The sequence below is a fragment of the Kitasatospora sp. NPDC054768 genome, assembly GCF_053612025.1.
Genome location: NZ_JBSHBN010000100.1, coordinates 1 through 18,936 on the forward strand (window position 1 = coordinate 1; position 18,936 = coordinate 18,936).

At 73.0% G+C, this 18,936-nt stretch carries 15 protein-coding genes; 7 read left to right on the forward strand and 8 right to left on the reverse strand.

Translation table 11 applies throughout. The features are described from left to right. Positions 1–480 precede the first annotated feature (480 nt). A complete protein-coding gene (locus ACWGKU_RS26155; protein ID WP_401055691.1) occupies positions 481–1,998 on the forward strand; it encodes an AI-2E family transporter in 1,518 nt (505 codons plus the stop codon). 91 nt (positions 1,999–2,089) lie between these two features. Here the strand turns inward: ACWGKU_RS26155 and ACWGKU_RS26160 are convergent, their stop codons facing one another. Continuing rightward, positions 2,090–2,632 (reverse strand): alkyl hydroperoxide reductase, encoded by a 543-nt coding sequence (locus tag ACWGKU_RS26160; RefSeq protein WP_359899503.1) that lies wholly within the window; start codon positions 2,630–2,632, stop codon positions 2,090–2,092. Positions 2,633–2,635: 3 nt separating this feature from the next. Beyond that, on the reverse strand, positions 2,636–3,187 hold the full coding sequence (locus tag ACWGKU_RS26165) for a peroxiredoxin (RefSeq protein WP_359899505.1): 552 nt from the start codon (positions 3,185–3,187) through the stop codon (positions 2,636–2,638). A 190-nt stretch (positions 3,188–3,377) separates the two neighbouring features. Between ACWGKU_RS26165 and ACWGKU_RS26170 the strand changes: the two genes are divergently transcribed. Continuing rightward, complete coding sequence (locus tag ACWGKU_RS26170; RefSeq protein ID WP_401052395.1) at positions 3,378–4,328, forward strand: LysR substrate-binding domain-containing protein; 951 nt, start codon at positions 3,378–3,380, stop codon at positions 4,326–4,328. Here the strand turns inward: ACWGKU_RS26170 and ACWGKU_RS26175 are convergent. Next, the gene (locus ACWGKU_RS26175; RefSeq protein WP_452179641.1) at positions 4,325–4,981 is read right to left on the reverse strand and encodes a TetR/AcrR family transcriptional regulator; all 657 of its coding nucleotides are present in this window, start codon (positions 4,979–4,981) and stop codon (positions 4,325–4,327) included. The two genes, ACWGKU_RS26170 and ACWGKU_RS26175, sit on opposite strands and share 4 nt — an antisense overlap. A gap of 126 nt (positions 4,982–5,107) precedes the next feature. Between ACWGKU_RS26175 and ACWGKU_RS26180 the strand changes: the two genes are divergently transcribed. Next, a complete protein-coding gene (locus tag ACWGKU_RS26180; protein WP_452179640.1) occupies positions 5,108–7,327 on the forward strand; it encodes an MMPL family transporter in 2,220 nt (739 codons plus the stop codon). Positions 7,328–7,468: 141 nt separating this feature from the next. Here the strand turns inward: ACWGKU_RS26180 and ACWGKU_RS26185 are convergent, their stop codons facing one another. From ACWGKU_RS26185 to ACWGKU_RS26195, 3 genes are all read right to left on the reverse strand, one after another. Continuing rightward, on the reverse strand, positions 7,469–9,193 hold the full coding sequence (locus tag ACWGKU_RS26185) for an ATP-binding SpoIIE family protein phosphatase (protein WP_452179642.1): 1,725 nt from the start codon (positions 9,191–9,193) through the stop codon (positions 7,469–7,471). Positions 9,194–9,423: 230 nt separating this feature from the next. After that, a complete protein-coding gene (locus tag ACWGKU_RS26190) occupies positions 9,424–10,095 on the reverse strand; it encodes a class I SAM-dependent methyltransferase (protein ID WP_359899589.1) in 672 nt (223 codons plus the stop codon). A 574-nt stretch (positions 10,096–10,669) separates the two neighbouring features. Beyond that, positions 10,670–13,624 (reverse strand): AfsR/SARP family transcriptional regulator, encoded by a 2,955-nt coding sequence (locus ACWGKU_RS26195; RefSeq protein WP_452179639.1) that lies wholly within the window; start codon positions 13,622–13,624, stop codon positions 10,670–10,672. A 213-nt stretch (positions 13,625–13,837) separates the two neighbouring features. On the opposite strand from ACWGKU_RS26195, the gene ACWGKU_RS26200 reads away from it, so the two are divergent. Further along, entirely contained in the window at positions 13,838–14,122 is a 285-nt protein-coding gene (locus tag ACWGKU_RS26200) for a hypothetical protein (RefSeq protein WP_359899516.1), read from the forward strand. Between the two features lie 183 nt (positions 14,123–14,305). Here the strand turns inward: ACWGKU_RS26200 and ACWGKU_RS26205 are convergent, their stop codons facing one another. Continuing rightward, entirely contained in the window at positions 14,306–14,581 is a 276-nt protein-coding gene (locus tag ACWGKU_RS26205) for a hypothetical protein (protein WP_359899518.1), read from the reverse strand. Between the two features lie 137 nt (positions 14,582–14,718). On the opposite strand from ACWGKU_RS26205, the gene ACWGKU_RS26210 reads away from it, so the two are divergent. Further along, positions 14,719–15,477, forward strand: coding sequence for a GntR family transcriptional regulator (locus tag ACWGKU_RS26210; RefSeq protein ID WP_401055023.1), 759 nt, complete (start codon positions 14,719–14,721; stop codon positions 15,475–15,477). Positions 15,478–15,581: 104 nt separating this feature from the next. Here the strand turns inward: ACWGKU_RS26210 and ACWGKU_RS26215 are convergent, their stop codons facing one another. Continuing rightward, complete coding sequence (locus ACWGKU_RS26215; protein WP_452179638.1) at positions 15,582–17,249, reverse strand: fumarate hydratase; 1,668 nt, start codon at positions 17,247–17,249, stop codon at positions 15,582–15,584. Positions 17,250–17,397: 148 nt separating this feature from the next. Here ACWGKU_RS26215 and ACWGKU_RS26220 point away from each other — a divergent pair, with 148 nt between their 5' ends. Both ACWGKU_RS26220 and ACWGKU_RS26225 read left to right on the forward strand, forming a co-directional pair. Beyond that, on the forward strand, positions 17,398–18,162 hold the full coding sequence (locus ACWGKU_RS26220; protein WP_401056489.1) for a DUF1707 SHOCT-like domain-containing protein: 765 nt from the start codon (positions 17,398–17,400) through the stop codon (positions 18,160–18,162). A 316-nt stretch (positions 18,163–18,478) separates the two neighbouring features. After that, entirely contained in the window at positions 18,479–18,856 is a 378-nt protein-coding gene (locus tag ACWGKU_RS26225; protein ID WP_380357098.1) for a WhiB family transcriptional regulator, read from the forward strand. Positions 18,857–18,936: the final 80 nt, after the last annotated feature.

The following is an 18,936-nucleotide window of genomic DNA, read 5'->3' on the forward strand; positions in this document are numbered from 1 at the left end:
CGTTCGCCCTTCCCGGGCGAGCGGCCGGGGGCCGCGGCGTTCTCGGGCACGGCTGTCGCGCGGGCGTCGGCCCAAGGGGTGCGGGGCGCGAGCCCGGGGGGCGGACCGCGCCGCCCGGGCTGCGCTGACCAGTGCGCCCTCGGGCGGTGCGGTCCCGGTTGCGGACGCGGGGCGCGGGAAGGGGTCCTGGTTGCTTCCCGCACCGGCCGGTCCGCCGGCAGTTGGCCGCGGGGCGACCTCGGTGGCCGGGCTCCGGGGTCTCGTCCCGACTCCTCCCCAGCGGACCGCATCCGAAACCGGATGGAACCTTGCGTTTTGTCCGGTTCGTCGGCATGGGAGGTTCGAGTCGAACGGGCCCGCGGCCGGACTGGCCGCGCCCTCGCCGGGTAGCGTCATCCCTGACGGCCGCGGCGGGACCCGCGGCGTACCGCCGGGCACGGCGGGTTCGGCGGGTTCGGCAGTGGAGCGGTGGTAGCGAGGATGGCGCGGGGCGGAAAGGCCTTCAAGGCCGTGGCCAAGGGCATGGCCGTGGTGGCGAGCGCGGCCGCCGTGATCGAACGGCGCCGGCGGGCCGCGATGGCGGCCGACCCGCACGAGCCGGCCCTCCCGGGGCCGGCCGCCGGGAACGTTCCGGCGCTCGTGGACGGGCACGTCCCGGCACTTGTCCCGGCACTCGTCGAGGCGCCCGGACCGGTCCCGGTCCCGCGGACCGACCCGGCCCCGGCGGCCGAGGCGGTCCCGCCGTCCGCCGCGGCGGCCCCGGTCACCGCGCCCGCGCCGGTCGCGCACACCGGGTTCGGGCGGGAGTACCACCCCGGCCGCCCGGCCACCCCCGCCGAGGCGGTGCCGTGGGGGCTGCGGGTGGCCGCGGAGTCGACCTGGCGGCTGCTGCTGCTCGGAGCCGCGCTCTACGTCGTCTTCTACGTGGTCGACATGCTGCGGCTGGTCGCCTTCTCGGTGCTGGCCTCGCTGCTGATCACCGCGCTGCTGGAGCCCTCGGTCTCCTGGCTGCGCCGGCGCGGGGTGCCGCGCTCGCTGGCGGCGGGCGGGGTGTTCCTCAGCGGTCTCGCCGGGATCGGACTGGTCGGCTGGTTCGTGGTCTGGCAGGTGTCGACCAACCTCTCGGACGTCACCACCCAGGTGAAGACCGGCGTCAACCAGATGCGGGACTGGCTGGTCACCGGGCCGCTGCACCTGACCCAGCAGCAGATCACCGACTTCGCCAACCAGATCACCAAGGCCATCACCACCAACACCGATCAGCTCACCTCGGCCTCGATCACCGGCGCGCAGATCGCCGTCGAGGTGCTGACCGCACTGCTGATGACCTTCTTCACCACCTTCTTCTTCCTCTACGACGGGGCGAAGATCTGGAACTGGGCGCTGCGCGGGCTGCCGCGGCACTCCCGCTTCGCGATGGCCGGGGCCGGCCCGAAGGCGTGGGCGACGCTCACCGCCTATGTGCGCGGCACGGTCTGCGTGGCCTTCATCGACGCGCTCTGCATCGGCATCGGCGTCGATCTGCTGGGCGTGCCGCTGGCCCTGCCGCTGGCTGTGATCATCTTCCTGGGCGCCTTCGTCCCGCTGGTCGGCGCACTGGTCACCGGCACCGTCGCGGTGCTGATCGCGCTGGTCACCCAGGGGCCGTGGACGGCGCTGATGGTGCTGGTGGTGCTGGTGGTGGTGATGCAGGTGGAGAGTCACATCCTCCAGCCGCTGATCCTCGGCCGGGCCGTCCGGGTCCACCCGCTCGGCGTGGTGCTCGGCGTCGCGGCCGGCGGCATCATCGGGGGCATCGGCGGCGCGGTGGTCGCCGTCCCGCTGATCGCCGTCACCAACACCGTGGTCACCCACCTGCGCCGGCGCAACGAGGCCGGCCAGGCCGTCTTCACCGCGCTCGAAGCCGCCCGCGAGGCCGCCGAACGGACGGCCGGACAGGCCGCCGAGCGCACCGCGGCCACCAGTTCCGCCCCGCCGGCCGCGCCCGCCACCGACTGACCCTCCGCCGTGCCGGACTGCCGGTGGGGAGAACGACGACGGGCCCTCCCGGACATGGTGTCCGGGAGGGCCCGTCGGGGTGCCGGGTGCGTCAGGCGGTGACGGCGGCGAGGGCGGCCTCGGAGTCGAGGACGCCGGCCACGGCCTGCAGGACGGCGGCGATCTTCATCGAGGCCTGGACGACCTCGCGCTCGACGCCGGCCTTGCGCAGCACGGCCTCGTGCGAGTCGAGGCACTGGCCGCAGCCGTTGATGGCGGAGACCGCGAAGCACCAGAGCTCGAAGTCGACCTTCTCGACGCCCGGGGTGCCGATGATGTTCATCCGCAGACCGGCCCGCATCGTGCTGTACTCCTTGTCGGAGAGCAGGTGCAGCGTCCGGTAGTAGACGTTGTTCATCCCCATGATCGCGGCCGCGCCCTTGGCGGCGTTGTACGCCTCCGGGGACAGGTTGGCCTTGGCCTCGGGCTCCAGCTCACGCAGCAGGCCGGGGCTGCGGGTGGCCATCGCGCAGGACAGCACGGTGCCCCAGAGCTGCTGGGCGGGGAGGTCGGAGTTGCCGATGACCGAGCCCAGGTTGAGCTTGAGGTCCTTGGCGTAGTCCGGGAGGGCGGCCTTCAGGTCGTCGAGAGCCATGGGTCAGCCCGCCAGCAGGGCCTGGGCGTCGAGGGTGTCCTCGCCCTTGTTCCAGTTGCACGGGCACAGCTCGTCGGTCTGCAGGGCGTCCAGCACCCGCAGGACCTCCTTGGGGTTACGGCCGACGGAGCCGGCGGTGACCATGACGAACTGGATCTCGTTGTTCGGGTCGACGATGAAGACGGCGCGCTGGGCGGTGCCGTCCTCGCCCTCGACGCCGCAGGCGCGCATCAGGTCGTGCTTGATGTCGGCCAGCATCGGGAAGGGCAGGTCGCGCAGGTCCTTGTGGTCCTTGCGCCAGGCGTGGTGCACGAACTCGGAGTCGCCGGAGACGCCGAGGACCTGGGCGTCGCGGTCGGCGAACTCGTCGTTCAGCTTGCCGAACGCGGCGATCTCGGTCGGGCAGACGAAGGTGAAGTCCATCGGCCAGAAGAAGACGATCTTCCACTTGCCCTCGTAGGACTTGTGGTTGATATCGGCGAAGGCGCTCGCGGCGTCCAGGTCGACACAGGCCTTGAGGTCGAACTCGGGGAACTTGTCACCGATCGTGAGCACGTTCGCTTCTCCTGAAGTGAGATGAGGGGAGCTTGTCCGGAATCCGGACACCACTCACAGTTCCACATCGTGGACTGATCAGGGAAATAGCTACACTGGATGTGTCTGATCGGAGATTGTTATCAGTACTGAATCCCCCACGTCGCGGCCGCGTCCCCGCCGGAACGGCGGCCCCAAGGGCGACCCGACTGTGGCGAGCGCCACAGTCCGCAGCCCGCGCACCCCGACCGTCGCCCAGTTGCGCGCCTTCGTCGCGGTGGCCGAGCACCGGCACTTCCGGGAGGCCGCCGCCGCCACCGGGACCAGCCAGCCCGCGCTGTCCGGGGCGGTCGCGGCGCTGGAGGAGTCGCTGGGCGCACAGCTGGTCGAGCGTACGACGCGCAAGGTGATCGTCACCCCACTGGGGGAGCGTGTGCACCAGCACGCGCGCCGGGTGCTCGCCTCGCTGCAGGCCCTCACCGAGGAGGTCGAGGCCGCCCGCCGTCCGTTCACCGGGCCGCTGCACCTGGGTGTCATCCCGACCGTCGCGCCCTACCTGCTGCCCACCGTGCTGCGGCTGGTCCGCGACGGCTTCCCGGACCTGGAGCTGCACGTCCACGAGGAGCGCACCCCCTCGCTGCTGGAGGGCCTGGCCGCCGGGCGGCTGGACGTCCTGCTGCTCGCGCTGCCGGCCGGCGGGGCCTCGCCGACCAAGGACATCCCGCTGTTCGACGAGGACTTCGTCCTGCTCACCCCGCCCGGCCACCCGCTCGCCGGGCGGATCGACGTCCCGCGCGACGTGCTGCTCGACCTGGACGTGCTGCTGCTGGAGGAGGGCCACTGCCTGCGCGACCAGGCGCTGGACATCTGCCGCGAGGTCGGCGCCGACCCGGCGGGCTCGACCACCCGCGCTGCCGGCCTGTCCACCCTGGTCCAGCTGGTCGCCGGCGGCCTCGGGGTGACCCTGCTGCCCGCCACCGCGCTGGACGTCGAGGCCGGGCGCACCGACCGGCTGGCCGCCGTCCGCTTCGCCGCACCGCAGCCCGGCCGCAGGATCGGGCTGGCCGTCCGGCCGGGCTCGGCTCGCAACGCCGAGTACGAGCGCTTCGCGGCCGCGCTGCGCGAGGTGCTGGTCGAGCTGCCGGTCCGGATTGTTTCCTAGCGCGAAGCGCGCAGGGGGTCCGGCCGGCGGAGTTCCGCCGCCGGGGTGCCCAGGCAGAGTCCGACCGTCGTCGCGACGAGGAGCTCCAGCGCCTCCAGGGTGTCCTGGTCGGGCCGGTCGCCGGGCCGGCGCAGGGTGAGGTGGCGGGCCGTCAGGCCGTCGAAGCCGCCGAGGAAGTGGACGGCGATCCGGCGGGCGGGCAGCGCCAGGCTCAGGCCGTGGGCGGCCGCGAGGGCGTCGAGCATCTCGGTGGCGGTGCCCTCGATGTCGTGCTGGAGCCCGAGCATGATCTCCTGCATGTCCGGGTCGCGCATGGCCAGCGCCCCGAACTCGCTCAGCAGCACGCAGCGTCCGTGCTCGCCGGTGGCGGCCTCCCAGAGCGCGAGCACCAGGGTGCGGACCTGTTCGCCGAACGCGCCGTCGCCGGGGGAGGCGGCGCGCACCTCGCCGACGAAGTCGGACTTCAGCTGCTGGACGACCGCCCGGTAGAGGTCCTTCTTGGTGCCGAAGGTGTAGTGCACCGTCGCCTGCGCCACGCCCAGCTCGGCCGCGATCGCGCGGGTGCTGCCGGCGGCGATTCCCTCCCTGGTCATCAGGTCGATCGCGGCCTGGACCAGTTGCGGTCGGCGTTCGGAGGCGGGGACGTGGGCCATCCAGTCAGGGTAGCGCCACGGGCAGGCAACTGTGTCGTGCGATCTTGTCGGTCAACTTTGTCACCCGACAAAGTTCGGTCTACGGTGGGACGCGACCTGCCCTGACCGACCCCCGAGGGACCGCCGATGGCCACGTACCTGTACCGACTGGGCCGATACTGCTTCCGGCGGCGACGGGCCGTCGTCGCCGTCTGGATCGCCCTGCTCCTCGCCATCGGCGGGGCCGCGGGCGCCTTCGCCGGCAAGACCACCGACGAGTTCAAGGTCCCGGGCACCGAGGCGCAGGCCACCCTGGACCGGATCAAGGACACCTTCCCGGCGCAGGGCCACGGCTCCGCGCAGGTCGTCTTCGCCGCCGGCGCGCCCGGCGGCATCGGGACGCCCGAGGCGGGCAGGGCGGTCGGCGAGGCCGTCGCCCGGATCGCCCAGGTGCCGGGCGTGGCCGCGGTGCCGGACCCGTACGCCACCGGCGCGCTCTCGCCGGACGGGAAGGTCGCGCTCGCGCTGGTCTCCTTCGACCACAAGCTCGCCGACGTCACCGACCGGCAGCGCGACGCGGTGAAGGCCGCCGCCGAGCCGGCCCGCGCGGCCGGGCTGGACGTGGCCTTCGGCGGCGACGCGTACAACACGATGGCCCAGATCGAGGGTGGCAGCGAGGCGATCGGCCTGGTGGTGGCCGGGCTGGTGCTGGTGGTCACCCTCGGCACGCTGGTCGCCGCCGGGCTGCCGCTGCTGACCGCGCTGGTCGGCGTCGGCGTGACGATGGCCGGCCTGCTGGCGCTCACCGGCTCCTTCGAGATCATCACCACCGCGCCGGTGCTGGCCCTGATGGTCGGTCTCGCGGTCGGCATCGACTACGCGCTGTTCATCCTCTTCCGGTACCGCCGCCACCTGGACGAGGGCCTGGAGCCGGAGGAGGCCGCCGCCCGGGCCACCGCGACCGCCGGCAGCGCCGTCGTCTTCGCCGGCCTGACCGTGGTCGTCGCGCTCGCCGGACTCGCCGTCGCGGGCGTGCCCTTCCTCACCGTGATGGGTCTGGCCGCCTCCGGGGCCGTCGTGGTGGCCGTCCTGGTCGCGATCACGCTGCTGCCCGCCGTGCTGGGCTTCACCGGCCGGGCGATCGACCGGCTGCCGATCTGGAAGCGGGCCCTGACCGCCAACGGCCGCACCACCATGGGCGAGCGCTGGGGCCGCTTCGTGGTCCGCCGTCCGCTGCCCGTCCTGCTGGTCGCACTGGCCGGGCTGGGCGCCCTGGCGGTGCCCGCCGCGAGCCTGAACCTCGGTCTGCCGAGCGGCGGTTCGCAGGCCGCCGGGACGGACGCGCGCAAGGCGTACGACCTGGTCGGCGAGAGCTTCGGGCCGGGCTTCAACGCTCCGCTGGTGGTCGTGGTGGACGCCCACGGCGCCCCGCAGCCCGAGCAGGCGGTGTGGGAGGTGGCCGCGAAGCTCCAGACCCTCAAGGGCGTCGGGACGCTGCTGCCGCCGACCGTCGACCAGGAGAGCCGCACCGCGCTGGTGACCGTCATCCCGCAGACCGGTCCGGACCACGCGGACACCGAGGCGCTGGTCAACGAGATCCGCGACCGGAAGGCGGAGCTGAAGGCGGAGACCGGCGCGGACATCGCCGTCACCGGCACCACGGCCGCCAACATCGACGTCTCCACCAAGCTCGGCCAGGCGCTGCCGCCCTTCCTCGCGGTGATCGTCGGGATCGCGGTGGTGCTGCTGGCGCTGGCGTTCCGCTCGGTGCTCGTCCCGCTCAAGGCGGTGGCCGGCTTCCTGCTCAGCGTCACCGCCTCGCTCGGCGCGGTGGTCGCGGTCTACCAGTGGGGCTGGCTGGACGGGCTGATCGACGTGCCCAAGGTCGGGCCGGTGGTGAGCTTCGTGCCGATCCTGCTGATCGGCGTGCTGTTCGGGCTGGCGATGGACTACGAGCTGTTCCTGGTCTCCGGGATGAAGGAGCAGCACGTCCACGGCGCGGCGCCGCGCGAGGCCGTGGTGGCCGGGGTGCGGAACGGGGCCCGGGTGGTCACGGCGGCCGCGCTGATCATGGTGGCGGTGTTCGGCTCGTTCGTCTTCGGCCACGACCCGGTCGTCCAGCCGATCGGCTTCGCCCTCGCGGTGGGCGTGCTGGTGGACGCCTTCGTGGTGCGGATGGCGCTGGTGCCGGCCGCGATGGCGCTGTTCGGCAAGGCCGCCTGGTGGTTCCCGAAGCGGCTGGAGAAGGTCGTGCCGCGGGTGGACATGGAGGGCGAGCAGCTGATGGCCCGGCTCGCGCGACGGCCGGCCGAGGACGGGACGCGGGAGCCGGCCGAGCAGCCGGCCGTGGAGCCGACCCGGATCTGACGGCCCCGGCCCCAGAAGCCCCGGCGCCAGGAGGCCCGGCCCGGGGGCAGTGGTCGGACGACCCGTACGGGGCGCCCGGTGGGATCCGTTCCCGCCGGGCGCCCCCGCGCGCGTTCGCGCCCCCGCGTTGGAGGAGCGCGGTCACATCCCCGCGGGCAGCCGCTGTTCGAACCAGACCACCTTGCCGGTGCCCAGCCTGGTCGCACCCCAGCGGTCCGCGCACCGGGCCACTATCTGCAGCCCGCGCCCGCGTTCGTCCTCCGGCCCGGTGCGGCGCGGGCGCGGCAGCAGCGGGCTGTCGTCGCCGACCTCGCAGCGCAGCCGGGCGGTGCGCACCAGGCTCAGGGTGACCGGCCGGGTCGCGTGCTGGACGGCGTTGGTGACCAGCTCGCTGACCATCAGCTCGGTCGCCTCGCTCAGCTCGTCCAGCCCCCAGCGGCGCAGCGTGTGCGCGGCCAGTCGGCGGGCCCGGCCCGGAGTCTCGTTGCGCGGCTGGAGGTACCAGTGGGCGACGTCCCCGGCCGGGATGCCGTCGAAGCAGGCGCCGAGCAGGGCGATGTCGTCGCCGCGGTCGCCGGGCGGCAGGATCCGCAGCGCCTCCTGGCACAGCTGCTCGGGGGACTGCCAGCGGGCGGCGGCGATCCGGGCGCGCAGCATCTCCAGGCCGTCGCTGATCGGGCGGGTGCGGGTCTCCACCAGGCCGTCGGTGAACAGCAGCAGGGCCGAGCCGGGCGGTGCGGGCAGTTCGACGGAGTTGAAGTCCACCCCGCCGACGCCGATCGGTGCCCCGGAGTCCAGTTCGACCAGCTCGGCGATGCCGTCCGGGCGGACCAGCACCGGTGGGACGTGTCCGGCGTTGGCCATCACCACCCGGTTGGCGATCGGGTCGTACACCGCGTAGACGCAGGTGGCCAGGTGCTGTTCCCGGCCGAGCCGCTGGGCCTGTTCGTCCAGGTGGTAGAGCACCTCGTGGGGCGGCAGGTCGAGGGCGGCCAGGGTCTGGGCGCTGGTGCGCAGCTGGCCCATGATGGCGGCCGAGGTGAGGGAGTGGCCCATCACGTCGCCGACGATCAGGGCGACCCGGTTGCCGGGCAGCGGGACGGCGTCGTACCAGTCCCCGCCGACCTGTGCGCCGCGCTCGCCGGGCAGGTAGCGCTGGGCGATCCGGACGCCGTGCGACTGCGGCAGGCGCAGCGGCAGCATGCTGCGCTGGAGTTCGTTGGCGATCTCCCACTCGCGGGCGTAGCGCAGTGCGGTGTCCACGGCCAGCCCGGCCTGGGTGGCGAGGTGCGCGGCGGTCGCGGTGTCCGCGGCGTCGAAGACCGGGCGGCCGGTGCGTTCGGGAGGGCGGCGGATCAGTATCAGCAGCCCGAGCACGGCCTTGCGCCCGCGCAGCGGCAGGGCGAGGACGGAGGTCCCGGCGGCCAGCCGGGCCACCCCGCGGGTGCCGTACAGCTCGCGCAGCAGCGTCTCGGCGCGTTCGGCGGCGGGGGTGCCGAGGACGGCGGCCTCGGCGGGGCGGCGGCTCAGCAGGGCGTGGGCGAGCGCCCCGCCGCGGGTCACCGGGGTGGCCGGGCCGCCGTCGGCGGTCGAGCGGGCGCCGTAGCGGGAGCGGCGCCGGTCGTCCAGACCGCTCGGGCGGCCGCGGCGGCCGATCCGGGTGCCGGTGCTGTGGTGTATCCGCAGCTCCTCCGGGAAGCCGGGTTCGCGTTCGACGTTGGGCAGCGGGTCGCGCAGGTGGACGACGGCGGCGTCGGCGAGCGTCGGGACCAGCACCCGGCCGATGTTGCGCAGCGTCGCGGCGAGGTCGAGGGCGCTGTTGATCCGCCGGGTCGCCGAGTCGAGGTACGCCAGGCGGTCCGCCATCTCGGTGCGTTCCGGCCGTGCGCCCGCCCGTCGTACCGGGGCTGCCGGCAGGGCCGTCGCCGGGGCCGGTGTCGCGGCCGGGACCTGGCGGCGCTGGCCCGGGACGGCGGGCGGCTGCTCCGCCTCGGTCTTGAGCTGGTCGCGCACGGCTGCCTGTCCTGGATTCGGTGTGGTCGGTGAGCTGTTCTGTTGCACCGGCCGCGGGTGCGGCCGGCCCTGTCCCGGTTCGATCAGCCGACGCGTCGACAGCGCAGGAACAGCTGTTCCTCCGGCGGCAGCGAGGTACTGGCCGGTGCGTACGGATGCCCCGAGCACTCCTCGACGGCGAAGCCGGCCGAGACCAGAACCCGCTCCAGATCCTCCCTCAGATACCCACTGATCCGCAGCTCTCTGCCAAGGAACGGAAGCGGAACGTGATCCAGGTCCGCCTCGACCATACCGAGCGCCAGCAGTCCGCCCGGCCGCAGGAGTTCGCGCAGCTGCCGCAGCACGGTCGGGATCTCGTCCTGCGGCAGCAGGATCAGCGAGAAGAACGCGGTGACGGCGGCGAACCGGCCCCGGCCGTCCGGCCCCAGTTCGGGGGCGTTCCAGACCCGGTCCGCACGCTCGGTGGCCAGATCGTACAGGTCGATCCGATGGAACACCGGCGCGAACACGCCCGGGAAGGCGGTCCGCCGGGCCAGCGTGAGCATCCCGTCGGAGAGGTCCGCGCCGGTCACCCGCAGACCGTCGGCGACCAGCTGGCGGACGGTCGGTTCGCCGGTGCCGCAGCCCACGTCCAGCACCCGGGCGCCGGGTTCGAGCTCGGCGAGCAGCCGCCGGCCGCAGGCCAGCTGTCCGTCCTTGGCGGGGAACGCCTCGCCGTACTCCGTGCCGATGGTGTCGAAGGCGACCGCCTGCAGTGCCCGGGCCGCCCGCCGCCGCCGTACCTCGGGTTCGTCGTCGCCGGCGTCCTCGTCGACGGGGAACGGGTCCGATATCTGTCCGGTCGTCACGTTGCGAGGCACCCTTCCACCCGTGGCCTCCGGTGGCTCCTCCGCGGCCCCGCGGGCCGCTGCCGGTGGCGGTACGTCACGCTCTGCGCACCACGCGGACGGACTGCACCCCGATGCGTTTCCGAGCAGACACTCGTGTGCGTACTGGCATCTGAGAATATGCGTGATCACTGTGCCGTGGGGTTCCTTTCCGGCCAACTCGCCGCGCTTGGGCGGTTGTGGCCGGGGTTGCGGAAGCACGGGGGTGCGGGCGGGGTTGTGCGCGTGGCCACGCACGCCGGACAGCGCGCCAGGGGAACGTCGATGACCTGCGGTTTTGCCGATCCGCAGGCTGACTATCGGACGTTTATCGAACGTCAATCGGTCCGGTGCACAGTGGAGTCCAGCGCCGGGGAAGCGTTGAGGGCGCTCCCGCAGCCGGGGGGCTGCGGGGGCGCCGACGCGCGGAACGGGGGAGGTTCTCCGTGGGGGAGCGGAAGCCTTACGGCGCGGGGGGAGAGAGGGGCTCGGTGTGCTGCTGGGAGATGAGGTCCGCCACGGGGGAGGCCTCAGGCACACCGAGCCGCGTGAAGATCGCATGGGCCTCCTGGAGGCAGGCGAGTCCGCGAGCCGGCTGGGCGAGCGCCAACAGGGCCTCGCCCAGTGCGGCGTTCGCCAGGCCCTGGCAGTAGGCGGAGCCCAGCTCCTGGCCGATCGCCAGCGACTCGTCGGCCGCCGAGGCCGCCTCGGCGGGCTGCTCGGCGACCAGCAGGGCCGAGGCGAGCCTGGCCAGGGTGTAGCCCTCCCACAGGGGGTTCTGCTGCGACTGGTAGAGCCGGTGCGCCTCCCGCAGGTGCGGAACGGCGTCGCCGCCGGAGAGCACCACACCCAGCTGGTAGAGGGTCTGGGCGAGCAGCGGGCCGTTCTTGGACTCCCGGGCGGCGGCGACACCGTCACCGGCGGACCGGACCGCCGTCTCGGTCATCCCGAGCCGGTGCTGTGCCCGGGCCATGTTGCTGACGATGCGGGCCTCGGCGGTCGGCGCGCCGACCGCCTGGCTGGTGGCCCGGGCCTGTTCCATGAACGGCAGGGCCTCGGCCGGACGGTTGCCCAGGCTAAGGATCACGCCCAGGATGTTGGCGGTGGCCAGCAGCTGGACGGTCGGGACGTCCGGTGACTGGTGGTCCAGACTGCGGCGCAGCGAGTGCTCGGCGCCCTGGAAGTCACTGGTGACGTAGTTCAGGGCACCCAGGACGAAGTGCACCCGGGCGAGTGCGGCGGAGTCGTCGCGGAGCTCCGCCTCGTGTCCGAGGGCTTCCAGGACCGGTCGTACCTGGGGGCCGTGGGTCGGGTCCGGATCGAGGCCGTACAGCAGGATCAACAGGTCGATCGCCGCGTGCTGCGAGGAGCGGGGCCCGTTCGCCGCCGCCGCCGTGGAGTTGAGCAGGAGGGCGCTCTCGCTCCGGAGCCAGGACTGAGCGGAACCGCTGGTCGGCAGGCCGATCCCGGGCGAGGACGGCGTGGTGAGCAGCTCGGGTTCGGGGTCGTCCGGTTCGAGGGTCCGGGCCGCGTTGCGGACGGTCGGGATCAGCAGGTCGAGCAGCCGCAGGACGGCCCGTTCCTGCTCCCCGCCGTCGCCCGACCGGTCGTTCTGCCGCTGGGCGTAGAGGCGGAGCAGATCGTGGTAGCGGTAGCGGCCGGGGGTGAAGCACTCCAGCATGTTCGCCTCCACCAGGGCCTCGACGAGCTCCTCGGCGGTGTCCTCGTCCACGCCGAGGAGTGCCGCGGCGGCCGCGAGCGGGATGTCGGGGGAGTCGATCAGCGCGAGCAGTCGAAAGGCGCGGGCCTCGGCCGTGGACAGCTGTCCGTAGCCGAGCCCGATGGTGGTCTCCACGGCGAGGTTGCCGAGTTGGAGCTCGTCCAGGCGGTGACGCTGGTCGGCTAACCGACGGGCCAGGTCGGAGACGCTCCACCGCGGCCGGCTGGCCAGCCGGGCGGCGGCGATGCGGACCGCCAGCGGCAGGAAGCCGCACGCGGTGACCACCGCCATGGCCGCCTCCGGCTCCGCGGCGACCCGCTGCTCCCCGACGATGGCCGAGAACAGTGCCAGGGCCTCCCGCGGAGTCAGCTCCTCGACGTCGAACAGTTGCGCGCCGGGGATGCCGGCGAGCCGGGAACGGCTGGTGGCGAGCACCGCGCAGCCGGAGACGCCCGGGATCAGCGGCCGGATCTGGTCGGCGTCCCGTGCGTTGTCCAGCAGGATGAGCATCCGCCGGTTGGCGAGCAGCGAGCGGTAGAGCGCCGCGCGCTGCTCCATCGACTCCGGGTTCTCGGTGACACCGAGGGCATGGAGGAAGTCGCCGAGGACGACGACCGGGTCGGCCGGCGAGGCGCCGGCGCCGCGCAGGTCGACGTACAGCTGTCCGTCCGGGAACTCGGCCCGGACCCGGTGGGCGACGTGGACCGCGAGGGTGGTCTTCCCGACGCCGCCGATGCCGGCCAGCGAAGTGACCACCACGGCCTGGCCGGTGGCGTTCATCAGGACCGTCGAGAGGTCGCTCACCAGCTCGGTGCGGCCGCTGAAGTCCAGGACATCGGCCGGGAGTTGGGCCGGCGCCGGGGCGGTGGGCCGGTCCTTCGCCGCCACTTCGGGCACGGCCGGGAGGGCGAGCGCGGGGTCGGCCGCGAGGATGCGGGTGTGCATCGTGGACAGGCCGACGCCCGGTTCCACCCCGAGTTCCTCGATGAGCAGTTTGCGGGTGTCGGTGTAGACGCCGAGGGCCTCGGCCTGGCGGCCGCAGCGGTACAGCGCCAGCATCAGGAGTTCGCGCAGCCGTTCGCGCAGCGGATGTTCCGTCGTCAGGTTGTTGAGCTCTCCGACGATTTCCGCGTGCTGGCCGATGGCGAGGGCGGCGGCGCACAGGTCCTCGGCGGCGGCCACCTGGCGCTCGGCCAGTCGGAGCCGCTGGGTGTCGGCATAGGGGCCGGGGATGCCGGTGAGCGGGCGGCCGCTGAACAGGCCCAGTGCCTCGGTCAGCAGCCGGTGCGCCTCCTGCTTGCCGCCGTTCGTCCGGGCGGCCGCGGCCTCGGCGCAGAGCCGCTCAAAGACCGTCAGGTCGAGGGCCTCGCCCGGGATGCGCAAGGCGTAGCCGTCGGCGACCGAGACCAGCAGCTCGGCGGGTGCGCGGACCTCGCGGCGCGGCTCGATGACCGAGCGCAGCCGGGAGACGTAGGTCCGCAGGGCGGCGACCGCCTGGGCCGGCGGGCGATCGCCCCACAGGGCGTCGACCAGGTCCTGGGTGGTGACCGGGCGGCCGGCGTGCAGCAGGAGGGCGCTCAGGACCGCCTGTTGCTGGGGGGAGCCGAGGGAGACGGGCTTCCCGTCGAGCCAGGCCTGGACCGGGCCGAGGACCTGGAAGCGCAGCGCGGGCGAGGGCGGCGTCTCCTGAAACTCCATGAAGTCCCCCGATGGCCTGTGGTGTCGATTTCGTGAAAGGGCGCTCGGCGGTCCGCCGCGGTGCTTCAGCTTAGGCGGACGCCCGACTCTGCCGGACGGTCCCGCAAGCCGCACGCTGTTTATCGGACATTTAATCAACCCTACGATACTGTGCCCGCGCCCGCGCCAAGCCGGTCGGGCTGACGACATTTGATGACCGAAAGGCGGCCGCCAATGGCCAACGACCAGAGCGAGACCCCGGTGCCGTCGACGCCCGAGAACCAGGCGCAGACCCCGGCCCCGGACTCCGCTGTGGAGGCCGGCCAGGCTGTCGAGGGCGCGGTCGCCGCGACCTCGGACCCGACCGAGTACACCGAGCCGAGTGCCGACCGGAAGAACGCGATCGAGAACGGGATCTTCGGCGACGAGGCCGACCACCTGCTGGAGCCGGCCAAGCCGGACACCGGCAAGCCGGGCGAGAAGTACGAGCCGGAGAGCATCGTCTTCGGCCACGCGTGAGCCGTGCCGGTCGAGTGCCCCCGTCGCCCCCGTCCGGGCGCGGGGGCACCGGTGGTTATGGGCACGCCAATTCCCCAAAGGTGTCAACCGGGTGGCCGAAACATGCCCGCGGTGCACTCATGGTGACCGGCGATATCCGTAACGTGCCCGACGGCGGGTGCGGGACGTTCCGGAATTCCGGATTCACCCGGGGGTATTGCGGTGGTCGGAATGCCGCCGTTTGCCCGCGTTCTGCCGAAATTGCCGAGGAAGATCGTATTCGGCTGAATCGCCCGCCCCGGGGGCGGGGGCGACCTGGTGGGGGTCGGCCGTCCATTCCCGGCCGCCGGGCTCGGGGCGCAGGTAGTGCTCGCCGCCGATGGTGTCCATGTAGATGCCGGTGCGTCCGGTCCTCCGGTCGAGGACGAGTTCACCCACGTGGGGCCGGTAGGCCGGGGTGTTTCGCTGTCGGGTGCTCACCGTGCTGCTCCTCGCTCTGGTCGGCGACTGGCCAGCATCTCTAGAGAAGCTAATATCTCTAGAGATGTCAACGGTCGTATCTCCTTACCGGCGACCGCGGGCACGCCTACGATTTGTCCGAGGCAGAGGGAGCGGCGATGACCGGCAGCAATGGCGACAAGCAGCCCAAGTACCAGCGGATCGCCGAAGCGCTGAAAACGGCCATCGACACCGGCCGGTACCGCGCGGGCGACCGCCTGCCCGGCGAGAACGACCTCATGGACGAGTACGGCGTGGCCCGGATGACCGCCCGCCAGGCGCTGGGCGTGCTGCAGAGCGAGGGCATCGCCGAGGCGCGCCGCGGCGCCGGGGTGTTCGTCCGGGACTTCCGGCCGCTGCGCCGGCGCGGCATCCAACGGCTGGCGCAGGGGCAGTGGGGGTCCGGCCGGTCGATATGGTCGGCGGACATAGACAACCGCAGCCTGGTGGTCGACCAGGTGTCCGTCACCGAGCAGGGCGCGCCCGAGCACGTGGCCCGGATGCTGGGGGTCGCCCCGGGCGCCCCGATGTGCGTGCGGCACCGCCGCTTCGTCCTCGACGGCAAGCCGGTGCTGCTGTCGACCTCCTACCTGCCCGCCGTCCTGGTCGCGGGCACCGCGATCACCCGCGAGGACACCGGCCCCGGCGGCACCTACGCCCGGCTCGCCGAGATCGGCGCCAAGCCCGTGCACTTCCGCGAGGAGGTCCGCTCCCGGATGCCCGGCGCCGAGGAGGCCGCCCGCCTGGAACTGTCCGCCGGCACCCCCGTCATCCTGATCTGCCGCACCGCCTTCGCCGACGAGGGCCAGGTCGTCGAGCTCAACGAGATGATCCTGGACGCCGCCTCCTACGTCCTGGAGTACGACTTCGACGCCTGAACGCCGGATGACGCCCACCGGCCGCGGCCGGCTGCCGTCCCCGGCGGGGGAACACCGCCGCCCCGGCCGCAGGGGCGACCGGGGCGGGGCGGGGGCGTGCGGGACTACTCCTTGGAGCGGACGCGCAGGTTGGTGATCAGCGGGCCCTCGGTGGTCTCGCGGAAGAAGTCGTTGCCCTTGTCGTCGACGACGATGAAGGCCGGGAAGTCCTCGACCTCGATGCGCCAGACCGCCTCCATGCCGAGCTCGGCGTACTCCAGCACCTCGACCTTCTTGATGCAGTCCTGGGCGAGGCGGGCGGCCGGGCCGCCGATCGAGCCGAGGTAGAAGCCGCCGTGCGCGGCGCAGGCGTCGGTGACCTGCTTGCTGCGGTTGCCCTTGGCGAGCATGACCATCGAGCCGCCGGCGGCCTGGAACTGGTCGACGTAGGAGTCCATCCGGCCGGCCGTGGTCGGGCCGAAGGAGCCGGAGGCGTAGCCCTCGGGGGTCTTGGCCGGGCCCGCGTAGTAGACCGGGTGGTCCTGGAGGTACTTGGGCATGCCCTCGCCGGCGTCCAGGCGCTCCTTGATCTTGGCGTGGGCGATGTCGCGGGCGACGACCAGGGTGCCGGTGAGCGAGAGCCGGGTCTTCACCGGGTACTTGGACAGCTCGGCGCGGATCGCGGACATCGGCTGGTCGAGGTCGACGCGCACCACGTCGTCGTCCAGGTGCTCGTCGGTGGTGTCCGGCAGGTACTTCGCCGGGTCGGTCTCCAGCTGCTCCAGGAACACGCCCTCGGCGGTGATCCTGCCGAGTGCCTGGCGGTCGGCGGAGCAGGAGACGGCCATCGCGACCGGGAGCGAGGCGCCGTGCCGCGGCAGGCGCACCACGCGCACGTCGTGGCAGAAGTACTTGCCGCCGAACTGGGCGCCGATGCCGATCTTCTGGGTCAGCTCGGTGACCTTGGCCTCCAGCTCCAGGTCGCGGAAGCCGTGGCCGGTCCTGGCGTCGCCCGAGGTCGGCAGGTTGTCCAGGTAGTGCGCCGAGGCGTACTTGGCGGTCTTCAGCGCGAACTCGGCGCTGGTGCCGCCGATCACGATGGCCAGGTGGTACGGCGGGCAGGCCGCGGTGCCCAGCGAGCGGATCTTCTGCTCCAGGAACGAGAGCATGCTCGCCTCGTTCAGGATGGCCTTGGTCTCCTGGTACAGGTACGACTTGTTGGCGGAGCCGCCGCCCTTGGCCATGAACAGGAACTTGTACGCGTCGCCGTCGGTGGCGTACAGCTCGATCTGGGCCGGCAGGTTGTTGCCGGTGTTCTTCTCGTCCCACATGGTCACCGGGGCCATCTGGGAGTAGCGCAGGTTGAGCTTGGTGTACGCGTCGTAGACGCCCCGCGCGATGGCGGACTCGTCGCCGCCCTCGGTGAGCACGTTCTGGCCGCGCTTGCCCATGACGATCGCGGTGCCGGTGTCCTGGCACATCGGGAGGATGCCGCCGGCCGAGATGTTGACGTTCTTCAGCAGGTCGAGCGCCACGAAGCGGTCGTTGGGGCTGGCCTCCGGGTCGTCCAGGATGCGGCGCAGCTGGGCGAGGTGGGCGGGGCGCAGGTAGTGCGAGATGTCGTGCATCGCCTCGGCCGTCAGCAGCCGCAGCGCCTCGGGCTCGACCTGGAGGAAGGTGCGGCCGCCGGCCTCGAAGGTGGAGACACCCTCGGAGGTGATCTTGCGGTAGGGGGTCGGGTCAGCGCCCAGGGGGAGCAGGTCGCTGTACTCGAAGTCTGGCGTGGGAGCCATGGGGGCGGTCCTTAGCTGTCCAGTTGGTCCGGCTGCGTCGGCGAAGCATCATCCAGGGTAGGACCCGGTGGAAGTCGGCATGCGGACAGGGCAGCCTTGCGTGACCGGGCTCACTCGCGCAGGAGTGCGAGCGACTAGGCTGACCCCCGTGGACAACTCGCCGTCGCACGACGATTCGGGGCAGCCGCCGGTGCCGGCGCCCGTACCGATGACCAAGCCCGAACCCGAGCCGGAACTCAAGCCCGAGACCAGGGCGGAGGCCGCGCCGCGGCCGCACGCGCCGGTCGCGGAGGCGGACCTGCGGGTCTCCGACGCCGACCGCGAGAAGGTCGCGGAACTGCTGCGGGACGCCTACGCCGAGGGCCGCCTGGACGCGGACGAGCACGCGGAGCGGATCGAGGCCGCGTACGCCTCGAAGACCTTCGGCGACCTCGTGCCGCTGACCCGGGACCTGCCGGCCCGCCCGCTGTCCTTCGAGAAGCAGCCGCTGAGTGCCCCGCAGGGCCCGCCGCCGCAGCCGCCCGCGCGCCAGGAGTCGCCGACGGTGGTGGCGGTCTTCGGCGGCGCGGCCCGCAAGGGCCGTTGGCGGGTGGGCTCGCACCTGAGCGCCTTCGCCGCGTTCGGCGGGGTGGAGATCGACCTGACCGACGCCGTGTTCGAGTCCCCCGAGGTGGAGATCACGGTGACGGCGATCTTCGGCGGGGTCCAGGTCAGGGTCCCGGAGAACGTGAGCCTGCAGGGATCCGGCATCGGCATCTTCGGCGGCTTCGACGTCCGGGAGACGACCGCGGCGGACCCGTACGCTCCGGTTGTCCGGATCAAGGGCCTTGCGCTGTTCGGTGGTTGCGAGGCGAAGCCGCGCCGGGGCAAGAAGCTGAAGGAATGGGTGCGGCGCCAACTCGGCACCGACTGACCGCCGTTGACCTGCACAGCGCCCGATCGGGGATCAACTCCCGGTCGGGCGCTCGGCGTTGCGGCCGGTGCTCTGCGTAGTCGATTGCGTGCAGTGTGCATGAATCGCGGCCGGGCGGGGTAGTTCCTTCCGCACATCGCTTCTTGGACGGCTGCGCACCGGAGGCGGCCGAGCGGCCGTGCCCGGGCTGGACAGCGGGGGCTCGCGGCCGGCGGGGGAGCGAGGGGTCCCCGTGTCCGAGAGCCTCGTCAGGAGTACGGCCGTGCTGCATCCGATCGAGTCCCGCACCACCTCGCCAGTCGCCGCTGCGCAGGTCCTGGAACGCCGTCCCGGCGTCCGTCCGCAGCCGCAGCCGCAGGGCGGCCCGGCGGGTTCCCCCGCGGGCGAGGACAACCCCTGGCACACCGGCGCCGCGTGTCGGCGGGACGAGGTGGGGCTGTTCTTCGCGCCCTCCAAGGAGCCGACGGCGGCCCGGCTGTCGCGCGAGGAGCAGGCCAAGCAGGTGTGCGCCCGCTGCCCGGTGCTGCTGGAGTGCCGCGAGCACGCGCTGGCCCAGCCGGAGCCGTACGGGGTCTGGGGCGGGCTGACGGCCGCCGAGCGGCGGGTGGTGCTGGCCCGGCGGCGGCGCCGGGACACGGAACTGCGCGAGGCGGCCCTGGTGACGGCGGCCGCGCGGCGCCGGATAGCCGGGTGACGACGGGCCCGAGAGCGGGACGGCGACGCACCGCGGCCCCGGCGGAGGGGGATTCCGCCGGGGCCGCGAAGCGCGCTCGG

Bases quoted from the DNA above. Each gene is read 5' to 3' on its own strand.
- ACWGKU_RS26155 (WP_401055691.1), top strand. From the start codon at position 481: ATGGCGCGGGGCGGAAAGGCCTTCAAGGCCGTGGCCAAGGGCATGGCC.
- ACWGKU_RS26160 (WP_359899503.1), bottom strand. From the start codon at position 2,632: ATGGCTCTCGACGACCTGAAGGCCGCCCTCCCGGACTACGCCAAGGAC.
- ACWGKU_RS26175 (WP_452179641.1), bottom strand. From the start codon at position 4,981: ATGGCCCACGTCCCCGCCTCCGAACGCCGACCGCAACTGGTCCAGGCC.
- ACWGKU_RS26180 (WP_452179640.1), top strand. From the start codon at position 5,108: ATGGCCACGTACCTGTACCGACTGGGCCGATACTGCTTCCGGCGGCGA.
- ACWGKU_RS26185 (WP_452179642.1), bottom strand. From the start codon at position 9,193: ATGGCGGACCGCCTGGCGTACCTCGACTCGGCGACCCGGCGGATCAAC.
- ACWGKU_RS26195 (WP_452179639.1), bottom strand. From the start codon at position 13,624: ATGGAGTTTCAGGAGACGCCGCCCTCGCCCGCGCTGCGCTTCCAGGTC.
- ACWGKU_RS26200 (WP_359899516.1), top strand. From the start codon at position 13,838: ATGGCCAACGACCAGAGCGAGACCCCGGTGCCGTCGACGCCCGAGAAC.
- ACWGKU_RS26210 (WP_401055023.1), top strand. From the start codon at position 14,719: ATGACCGGCAGCAATGGCGACAAGCAGCCCAAGTACCAGCGGATCGCC.
- ACWGKU_RS26215 (WP_452179638.1), bottom strand. From the start codon at position 17,249: ATGGCTCCCACGCCAGACTTCGAGTACAGCGACCTGCTCCCCCTGGGC.